10 protein-coding genes are annotated in these 9789 nt (G+C 53.1%); 1 reads left to right on the top strand and 9 read right to left on the bottom strand.

The window, feature by feature from the left end; all coding sequences use genetic code 11:
- From AQR02_RS33440 to AQR02_RS03000, 9 genes are all read right to left on the bottom strand, one after another.
- A partial coding sequence (locus AQR02_RS33440) for an oleate hydratase (protein WP_245237062.1) occupies positions 1 to 918 on the bottom strand: 918 nt, incomplete at its 3' end.
- A 265-nt stretch (positions 919 to 1183) separates the two neighbouring features.
- Positions 1184 to 1753 carry a TetR-like C-terminal domain-containing protein gene (locus AQR02_RS02965; RefSeq protein ID WP_054939323.1) on the bottom strand — a complete coding sequence of 190 codons (570 nt, stop codon included), beginning with the start codon at positions 1751 to 1753 and terminating at the stop codon, positions 1184 to 1186.
- Positions 1754 to 1813: 60 nt separating this feature from the next.
- Positions 1814 to 2164: a hypothetical protein gene (locus AQR02_RS02970; RefSeq protein ID WP_209444117.1), complete on the bottom strand. Its 351-nt coding sequence runs from the start codon at positions 2162 to 2164 to the stop codon at positions 1814 to 1816.
- A 71-nt stretch (positions 2165 to 2235) separates the two neighbouring features.
- Positions 2236 to 2751, bottom strand: a complete 516-nt coding sequence (locus AQR02_RS02975; protein ID WP_054939325.1) for a hypothetical protein — start codon at positions 2749 to 2751, stop codon at positions 2236 to 2238.
- A gap of 140 nt (positions 2752 to 2891) precedes the next feature.
- The gene (locus AQR02_RS02980; protein WP_082451599.1) at positions 2892 to 3923 is read right to left on the bottom strand and encodes an RluA family pseudouridine synthase; all 1032 of its coding nucleotides are present in this window, start codon (positions 3921 to 3923) and stop codon (positions 2892 to 2894) included.
- A gap of 104 nt (positions 3924 to 4027) precedes the next feature.
- A complete protein-coding gene (locus AQR02_RS02985; RefSeq protein ID WP_054939326.1) occupies positions 4028 to 4213 on the bottom strand; it encodes a CLC_0170 family protein in 186 nt (61 codons plus the stop codon).
- Positions 4214 to 4241: 28 nt separating this feature from the next.
- Positions 4242 to 5462 (bottom strand): Ger(x)C family spore germination protein, encoded by a 1221-nt coding sequence (locus AQR02_RS02990; protein ID WP_054939327.1) that lies wholly within the window; start codon positions 5460 to 5462, stop codon positions 4242 to 4244.
- Positions 5459 to 6559, bottom strand: coding sequence for a GerAB/ArcD/ProY family transporter (locus AQR02_RS02995; protein WP_054939328.1), 1101 nt, complete (start codon positions 6557 to 6559; stop codon positions 5459 to 5461). Before AQR02_RS02995 ends, AQR02_RS02990 begins: the two co-directional genes overlap by 4 nt.
- Positions 6507 to 8123 carry a spore germination protein gene (locus AQR02_RS03000; RefSeq protein WP_245237063.1) on the bottom strand — a complete coding sequence of 539 codons (1617 nt, stop codon included), beginning with the start codon at positions 8121 to 8123 and terminating at the stop codon, positions 6507 to 6509. The genes AQR02_RS02995 and AQR02_RS03000 overlap by 53 nt, the downstream gene beginning before the upstream one ends.
- 283 nt (positions 8124 to 8406) lie before the next feature.
- On the opposite strand from AQR02_RS03000, the gene recQ reads away from it, so the two are divergent.
- A partial coding sequence (gene recQ / locus AQR02_RS03005; protein WP_245237064.1) for a DNA helicase RecQ occupies positions 8407 to 9789 on the top strand: 1383 nt, incomplete at its 3' end.

Here is a 9789-nt window from a genome sequence, read left to right on the forward strand (position 1 = left end):
GGCGATGTTCTCCCACAGCTTCCAGGAGCTTCCTTTGCCGTTCAGGCGGGGAGCTGAGGTCATCGATCCGAGGCTGGAGCCTTCGGTCATTGAGCCGTTGGTGACAATGACGAGGTCGCCTTCGTGCACCTCAATAACATCCGGCACACCCTGGCGGGACACGTTCATCCCAGTAACCGTAATGCCGTCGCCGTCTTTGAACTGCAGATCGGTTACGGTACATTTCAGGGTGAAGTCTACACCGAATGGCTCCAGATACTTATGCAGCGGCAGGATGATGGAATCATATTGGTTGTACGGCGTGCGGGTAACCCCTTCCAGGGTTTGAATTCTCGGGAATTCATGCATGAAGCGGAGCATGTACCGTTTGAACTCGACCGCACTGTGCCATGGCTGGAAGGCGAAGGTGGTAGCCCACATGTACCAGAAGTTTGTTTTGAAAAAGTGCGGGCCGAACCAGTCGTTGATCCGCGCCTTGCCCATGGCCTCTTCCGGCGTAATGATCAGCTTGCCCATCGCCAGCCGGTCTGCCATATCGAAGCCCATCGACAAAACATCCTGCACCTCGCCTTTGCTGTCGACCAGACGCGCATTGGAATGAGTCGGGTTAGCGTTGTCAAAGGCAATGATTTCTTCCCGCACCGATTGTCCCGGATGGTCAATAGACGGGATTGTATTTAAAAGCTCCCATAGATTCTCGTAGGCTTCATCGTTAAGCATCCGTCCGCCGCGGATAACATACCCGTGCTCCACGTCGCCTGCGCCGTCATTGCTGCCGCCAAGGATTGTCATCTCCTCAATAATGTGAATGTTCTGTCCGGGAAAATCACAGTCTCTGACGAGGTAAACCGCACCTGCAAGGGATGCAATTCCGCCGCCGACAAAATAAACCTGCTGGTTACCGTACTCTTTTTTCACAAAAGTCGCCTCCATAGGGTTGCTGATTACTGTTAGCTCTGTTGCTGTCCCTAATGTAATACACGGGTAGCACATAAGGTATAATCAAAACCGCCGGAGTGTATAAATTTTGGTCATTTGGCAGAAAGTGTATAGTTATTTGACAACAAGTTGAAACGCATAGCCGTCCTTTATGAGGCGTTATCCGTTTCTGCGAGAAATAGAAGGATAATTTATTGCGTAAGACAAATAAATTTTTATATTTAAAAAGCTGCGCACCCCAAGGTTACGTCAGCTTTTTCTCGTATTTATGGAGCGCTCTGGTGAAGTTGCCCTCAATCAGTACGCTGAGCTGTTCAATGATATGTTTCGGCTGATCCTTCATGCCTCCGCGCATCCATTGAATGACAAGACCTGTAAAGGCCAGGGTATAGAAGTTGGCAATAAACCGCTTATCCTCACCGCTGACCTCCATTCCGGCCGACAGCTCTTGAATCACACCCATTACTAGGTCATTCGTCACATCATACAGATAGGCGTCCAGATGGGTTCTGCCGAGCGAATCCAATGTGTTGTAGCAGAAGGCTTTGTTGCTCTCGATATAACAGAAGATCCGGTAAAAGCCGTCTGTCCATGTACTGTAGCTGCGGTACTTGGCAATGCTCTCCACTGCTTCTGTCCGGTAAATCCAGCCCAGCAGGTCGAAGATATCCTGAAAATGATAATAAAAGGTCTGACGGTTCAGCCCGCAATCGTCGACCAGATGCTTGACGGTAATTTTGTTCAGCGGGGTGTGCTCCATCAGCTGTTTTAACGAATGGGCAAGCGCATTTTTGGTCAGAAAGGAAGTGGACATGGCTTTTGATCACCTCATCTTGTAGTCCTGTAACAGACGCTAATGCATAAAAAGGCTGGTTTACACCTGACGCCGGCGTTTGATCAGCAGATATACTCCTTCAGCAGCCAGACCCAGGACGAACCCTCCCAGCATGGACATGCCGAAGGACAGAAATCCCGCCAGATCCTCCCAGCCGGACATATCCCTGTACGTATAGCTGGCCATTACAACAAACCCTAGAATAACTCCGGCCGTAGAGCAAATCCAGAGCAGCCGGGCACCGAGCCAGCCCAAAAAATGGATCAGACCGGAAACGACCAGGGCCAGAAGGGCAAAACGCAGGGCAATCAGCGCATTAAACGGTTCTCCCAGCAGCAAAAAACGGTGCAGAAGCAGCAGCAGCCAGAGCAGGACGCCGTAAACGGCCATCCAGCGGAACCAGGAATTACTTTTGACAGGCGGCAGGAAGTTCATGGCTAAAGGCTCACCCCATTCTTAGTTTATACCCCTTCCAGCTCTTCCGCACTTTGCAGCAGATGTTTCAGCAGGTCAGGAATGTCTTCCATTTGCGCTTCGGTAATTTGACGGTTAAACGTCAGCTGGATACAGTTGTGGTAAGTGTCGCCTTCTGCACCATAACGGAAGCTGAGTGATTGCTCAGGCTTCAGATCAGGCCCCCAGATGCCGGAGAGAATGCGTTCAATCGCCGGACACTGAAGCGGTACATCTTCAATTTCCATATAAAAGCGGAGCAGGAGACTGCAGCCGGGATCGCTGCCCGGGGTTTCCAGGATTTCATCGCTCAAATCCTTCACCGACGAGAGGAGCACAACCTCAGAAGTTACTTTGAAGCCGCCGCTCAGTTTGAACGACAACGCGAATTCCCTGGACATCAGCGCCAGATTGAGCAGGTCGGTGCGGTCCGTAATGATAAGTACTCCATCCAGATTGTCATAATCGTACAGCTGGTTCTCAAGGGAAACTTTAATATTGTCAAAAACAGTAGGGTGGAACAAGTGCGCACCTTCTCGGCATTTCTCTTTATTGTACCATGATGCAAAAAGGAGTGAAAATGTTCCACATACAGGCAAGGGGTGCCCGAGCAGCGAAGCTGCAGGGACACCCCTTATTTTTGTAATCATTGAAGTCCATAACACTAGTTCGTCGGTGCAGGTGCGGTGTACTTCAGGAATGTTTTTGGAATCGGGCTCTCGAAGGTCAGCAGGTCTCCGGTTGTCGGGTGAATGAAAGAGAGGACACGGGCATGCAGGCCCAGCCGGCCGACAGCTTTGGTTTGTGCACCGTATTTCTTGTCTCCGGCAATGGGATGGCCGATATCCGCCAGATGTACGCGGATCTGATTTTTGCGCCCGGTCTCCAGCCGTACTTCCAGCAGCGAGAAATGGCGGTTCGCCTGGAGCAGCTTATAATGGGTCACGGCATGCTGGCCGTCGCCCTCGTGGGGGCTGGAATACATTTTGAGCGTGGAGGTTTCTTTCAGCCAGGAGCTGATTGTGCCTTCAGCTTTTTTTACTGCGCCTTCCACGAGTGCCACATAGGAGCGTTCCTTCACTGTATCCTTCCACGTATTTTGCAGCTTCTGTTGAATCTGCTCGCTTTTGGCAAACATCATGACGCCGGAGGTGTCGCGGTCCAGCCGGTGCACTACAAAAATACGGTTGCGCGGATTCGTAAGGCGGACATGCTCCATCAGCTGGCGGTATGCCGTCTGTTCATTTTCTTCACCGGTGGCGATTGACAGCAGTCCGGCATCCTTCTGAATCACAATCAGGTCATCATCCTCATGGACGATAGTCAGTCCGACCATCTCTTTGGCCTGCACTTGCTTCTCCAAATCGATAGCTATTGTCTGACCAGGATGGAGCTGGAAGTTATGCTGGGTAACGGCTTTGCCGTTCACCGATACCTGTCCGCGGGCTAGCAGCGATTTAATGGAATTGCGTCCGCGGCTTGCAAGGGTCTTCAGCAGAAAAGGGAGCAGCTCGGCAGGCTCAGCTACGGCGTAGGTTTTGACTGGAACCGGAGTTTTCGCTTTTGCGGCTTGGCCCAGCTTGCCGCCGGGTTTATTAGAATGGCTTCTTGCACCTGGTTTAGACTGTGATGGGTTGGAGGCTCCGGGTTTAGCGCCACGCTTGGACGCCTCTTTGGGATTTCTTCTCGTGTTCATGCATACATTCTCCGTCCTATAATAGAGTACTCCTCAATATACCATGGGCGGTAAAGAAATACTATGGAGCGGGTGGCACATGGGCTTCCCGGCTGAAGGAGGTACTACAAATAAATCAGCAGACCGGTCAGGATCAGCAAAGCTGCAACGGTGTAGCTCCAGCCCAGGATGGACGTAAACCTATGTTCCCGGGCCCAGCCGCTTGTCCTGTAGATGTTCCGGTCCACGGCCAGCAGCACCAGTCCGGCAAACAGCAGAACCATAATGCTCCAGGATAATAATCGGATCAACGATATTCCCCCTTTGAAGGGCTTTATTTTACCTTTCTTTTAGTCCTACCCGCTGCAAATGTATGTGCAGCTTAGCCTCCACCTGAATCCCGCTATAGATTTCTTCCCAGTCCTTTTTCTCATGAATATGCTGCTTCCAGTACTGCGGGTGGCGGGCCCGGATGATTTCACCCATCCCGAAAATATCGGAATGGTCAGCCTGGGTGTGCCGGATCAGACCACTGACAACACCCTGTAGTTGCTCATTGAACTCCAGCTCGATCTCATGCAGTGCGGCAGAGGAATTGACTGGCTGTTTGCTGTCAAAGTGCTCATCCAAATCCCCCTCCAAAAAAAGCTCATACACAAAGCGAGGTTTGCCGTTTTGAATGGTGCTGGATACCTTTGTAAAGCGGCGGTTGGTATTGATCATCACGATACCCATGTTTTTGGTGGTGAACAAGGTCGAATAGCCGCCAGGGTCTATTCCCTGGACCGCCATGAATGCGCCGATTTCCAGCGGCTTCGTGGTGTTGACCATTTGATTGCCGCTAAAATAAGCCAGGCCGTTAATGAGAATGTTCTCTTTGTTACGCAGTGCTACATAAGGCAGATAGGCGCTTTGTCCCAACTTCGAATCTGCAGACCAGAACGTGCCGAGATAATCGCGGGGGAATTTCCCGCTGGTCACAGCCTTTTCCATCATGGACAGGATATAAAGGGTAGGCACCCTCTGCAAAGGAGGATCTACATCCATGAATACCGAAGCTTTGCCCTCAGAGACCAGCAGCCAGGTTCTGCGCCTGATCTCGGGATTGCGCCGCAGATAATCATTCAGCTCTTCCATCCTTCCCCGGGCAATCTCTTCGCTGATAATGATCACCCGCAGATGTACGAGATAACGGGGATCAGCGATCTGCTGCTGCAGATTATTCATCGCATCATCCAGCGTGTGGCCCACCACGGTAACCACCCAAACCGGGCTTGTCTTGGAGCCGCCGCTTGAACTCCCGCTCCCCGGACCCAGCGGTACACGGCCCGGGACGGCGATTTGTGCAGTTACCGTGATGTATTCTTTCGGCAGACGGTCTTCGTTCAGATGAGTGACCTTTTCCTCTTGTGCCGCCTGTTCCGGAGAAGCTGCATCAATGGACAGTCCAAGCACCAGTGCGCGGTCCTCAATTTCAACCTGATCCCAGCAGCCTGCCAGAAGCAGGGAAGACATGATTAACGTTGCAATTGTTAAGAGAAACCTCCGGAGCAGCTTCATCCTGACGCTCCTTTCTTTCGGAACCGGCGGAACAGGAACAAGGCCCACAGCAGAGCTACATATCCGGTCAATACCACCAGAGAAGCATTCCCTAAGGTGAGCGACCAGGTGTAGGTCTCAAAAACATTGGATGGCAGCATGGCAATGATAAAGACCAGAGGCAGCAGCACGGTAGAGGTACTCCGCTGATCCTGGAAGTTACACAAATTCTGCAGCAGGACGGCTGCTAAATAATAGGTGGTGTAAACAGTGGTATAGACTGAAATGACCCACAGGACGATAAACAGTGCATCCAGCCGTTCCAGAAACCCTTCGCCGACGGCTGCTGAGCGGGCGGATTCCAGTGTCGGGTAGAGCAGCAGCTTAGTCTCTTCCGAGCCGAACAATCCTACCGAAGCTATGACGATCAGCAGATAAAGGAGGCCGGCAACGGCAATCGCCAGTGCGCCTGCACGTACTGCTTGTTTCGGTTTTTGCATATACGGAACCAGCAGGATGATCACAAAAGAGCTCTGAAACAGGTAGCTGGCTTCCCGGGCGCCTCTCCAAAACGAAACCGAGGGCATCGTAAGCACCGGCTGCAGATTCAGCCAATCGATATTCCGCATGGAAATCAGGGTGATAAGAACAGTCGGGCCGATAATCAGCGGCAGATAGAAGAAATGAATATACGAAAACTTGATGATACTCCTTCTGGCCGACAGCTGGCAGATTAGCAGCATAAGGAAGATCGTTGCTTCAATTGGCGTTTTCTTGTACAGCACAGTAGTAGCTACATCTCCGAACTGGCGCACGGTAAGGCCGGTGAGCAGGGTGAAGATCAGAAAAATCAGCAAAGTGAATACGAATGCGAGCGGGCGCCCGAGTAAACGCCGGCTGAAGACAAACAGCGGCTCCCGGGGAAAGCGACGGCACAGTGAAGCCAGCAGCCAGAAGCTGATGAAAGAAATAACGATACCGCAGAAGGCAACAAAGGGAGCACTGCTGCCTCCGGCAACAGCCATATAACGGGGAAAGCTCAGAATCCCTACACCAATAATTGTGCTACTGATTACGGCTGCCGCCCGCAGTGTTGTGATCTGCCTTGGGGTGTTCATCCGCTTCGCCTCCCTGCTGAAGAATCTGGTCTGCATAGGCTCCCGGAATGGAAGCGGGAAGTTTGGAGCTGTCCTGAACATGCAGAAAGCTGGGGCGGCGGCGCATCCACCATAGAGGCACCCTCACGAGCGTGTCCTTCCAGTCGCGCCATTTACCGGGAATAAACGGGGACATATAAGGCACACCGAAGGACTCCAGAAACAACAGATGGTTGATAATCAGGATCGTGCCGATCATGCCCCCGTACATCCCGAACATCCCGGCCAGAATAATCAGCGGAAATCTCAGCATCCGCAGTGCTATCGCGGCGTTGTAGGCCGGAGTAGCGAAGGATCCGATGGTTGTGAGTGCGACAATGACGACAGTGATCGGACTGGCCAGCCCGGCAGCTACTGCAGCTTGGCCGATGACGAGTACACCCACTATGGACAAGGCTCCGCCGATCATCTGAGGCAGGCGGATGGTCGCTTCCCGCAGCACCTCCATCGACACCTCCATAATCAGCACCTCAATCACCGCCGGGAAAGGCACTCCTGCCCGGCCCCCTGAGATTGCGACGGCGAAATCGGTGGGCATCAGCTCCGGATTGAAGGAAATGACGGAGACATATATGGCAGGGAAAAACAAGGAGAACGATAATGCGACCAGCCGGATCAGCCGGATTAGGCTGCCCATAATAAAGCGCTCGGTGTAGTCATCGACGGTCTGGAAAAACTGGTTGAACAGGGCGGGGACCACAAGGGCAAACGGTGAGCCGTCAACAAGTATTGCCACCCGCCCTTCAAGAAGCGCAGCCACCGTTTTGTCCGGCCGCTCCGTACTTTGTACCTGCGGGAAGGGGGAGAGGGGCTGGTCTTCAATAAACTGCTCGATATATCCGGCATCAATAATACCGTCTGTATCAATAATTGAGATTCTGCGCATGGCTTCGGCTACAAGCTGCGGATCGGCTAAGCTGTCTAAGTAGCATAGGGCCACCCGTGACTGGGTCCGGGTCCCGAGCGGGCTGATCTCGATGCGGAAATCCGTACTCTGCAGCCGGTAGCGCAGAAGTGCGAGGTTGTTCTCCAGCTTTTCCACATAGCCTTCCCGCGGTCCGCGGATCACCTGCTCCGTTTGCGGCTGTTCTACACCGCGCATGTCAATCTTCCGCATATCAAGCAGGAGGGCCTCATCCACTCCCTCAATCAGCAGGACCAGCTCACCCTTGACGATGGCTGGCGGCAGGGAGGAGATTATCTGCTCCGTAGTTCCCTGTGTTACTTGAACAGCAGTATTCCAGATATAATGAACCATATCCGCAAGATTGTCCGTAAAGGCGGGATGTCCCGAAGGCCGGGCCATCAGCGGCTTCAGGATATGCTCCTGAATTTGTTCCTGGCTGACCATCGAGGAGAAGAAGACCATTGAGGCCTGATATTTTCCGAATAGCAGAAAATCACGGACCACCAGGTCGCCGCTTTGGCCCAGTAGAGTCAGCAAAGACTCCAGATTGTCTGCCAGGCTATGGCTCAGGCTGTCAGAGCCGGGAGCGGGCGGTGGGCAGGACTGCTGCTTTTGCACATATGTAGCATACTTTTCTTTCCAAGCTTGCAGGTCGGCCGCCTCCTTAGACTGACAGTTTAGAAGATCACTATAAAGTGTTGCTTGGAACGGCTTTTTTTATGTAATTGGAATATGGAACCCGTAAAGAGAAAGAGCTCATTTCTCCTTCCTGCGGTTGCTCAATACCCGGTTGCCCGGTAAACTAAAGAAAGAAACATGTGTATGCTTCCGAAGCTAGTTTTGTTGCGAAGCGTTTCCTCAGAAGCATATGTCAACAAAACTTTTAGGAGTTATGATAGAGATGAAGATGCAAGCACCTACTATGGAACAGGCGCAGGCTGAACTGCAAAAATATTACGGTTATCCCGATTTCCGGGATGGCCAAAAAAAAATCGTGCAGCATTTGCTGGAAGGCGGCGATACGCTGGGTATCATGCCGACCGGCGGGGGCAAATCGATCTGCTACCAGGTTCCGGCGCTGCTGATGCCGGGGCTGACGCTGGTCATTTCACCGCTGATTTCGCTGATGAAGGATCAGGTGGACGCCCTTACAACAGCCGGGATACCGGCTGCCTATATTAACAGCACCCTGAGCGGTAAAGAAGTGAATGAACGGATCCGCGCCGCGCGCCGGGGCGAGCTTAAGCTGCTGTATGTTGCGCCGGAGCGGCTGGAGCTGGACTGGTTCCGCCTGGAGATGGCAGGCTTGTCCATTTCCTGCGTCGCCGTGGATGAAGCGCACTGCGTCTCGCAGTGGGGGCATGATTTCCGTACCAGCTATCTTGCGGTATCGCCGTTTGTGGAGGAGCTGCCGCAGCGGCCGATTCTCGCCGCCTTTACGGCAACGGCAACGCCTGAGGTCATGGAGGATATGGTCCGGCTGCTGCGTCTTCGCCAGCCCGGCGTGTTCATGACCGGCCTTGGCCGGGACAATCTGGCGATGTCGGTGCTGCGGGGAGAGAACAAACGCGAGTTTGTACTCGATTATACTGCCAGCCACTCCCACCAGCCGGGGATTGTATATGCTGCAACCCGCAAGGAGGTCGACGATCTGTACCAGAGGCTGCAGGCCTCGGGAATCGCCGCGGGACGTTATCATGCCGGAATGAGCGACCAGGAGCGGGCGGACAGCCAGGAGAAGTTCCTTTATGATGATATCCGGGTCATGGTAGCGACGAATGCCTTCGGGATGGGGATCGACAAATCCAACGTACGTTATGTCATCCACTACAATATGCCGAAGAATATGGAGGCGTATGTCCAGGAGGCCGGACGTGCCGGCCGGGACGGGGAGCCAAGTGAATGTATCCTGCTGTTCAGTGCACAGGACATTATGACACAGAAGTTCCTGATCGAGCAGAATCCCCAGGATCCTGAACGCAAAGCCAATGAATACCGCAAGCTTCAGCAGATGATTGATTACTGCTACACCACCCGTTGTCTGCGCAGTGCGCAGCTGGAGTATTTCGGCGAAGACCACGGGGACAAGCCCTGCGGGATTTGCAGCTCCTGCACCGATGAGCGTGAGCTGGTGGATATGACTGTGGATGCGCAGAAGATTTTCTCCTGCATCCACCGGATGCGGGAACGGTACGGCGTAGCGCTGGTTGCTTCCGTGCTGAAGGGTTCACGGAACCAGAAGGTGCTGCAGTACGGCTTCGAGAAGCTGCCGACTCATGGTGCG

The organism is Paenibacillus ihuae (genome assembly GCF_001368795.1).
GTDB lineage: Bacteria > Bacillota > Bacilli > Paenibacillales > Paenibacillaceae > Paenibacillus_AQ > Paenibacillus_AQ ihuae.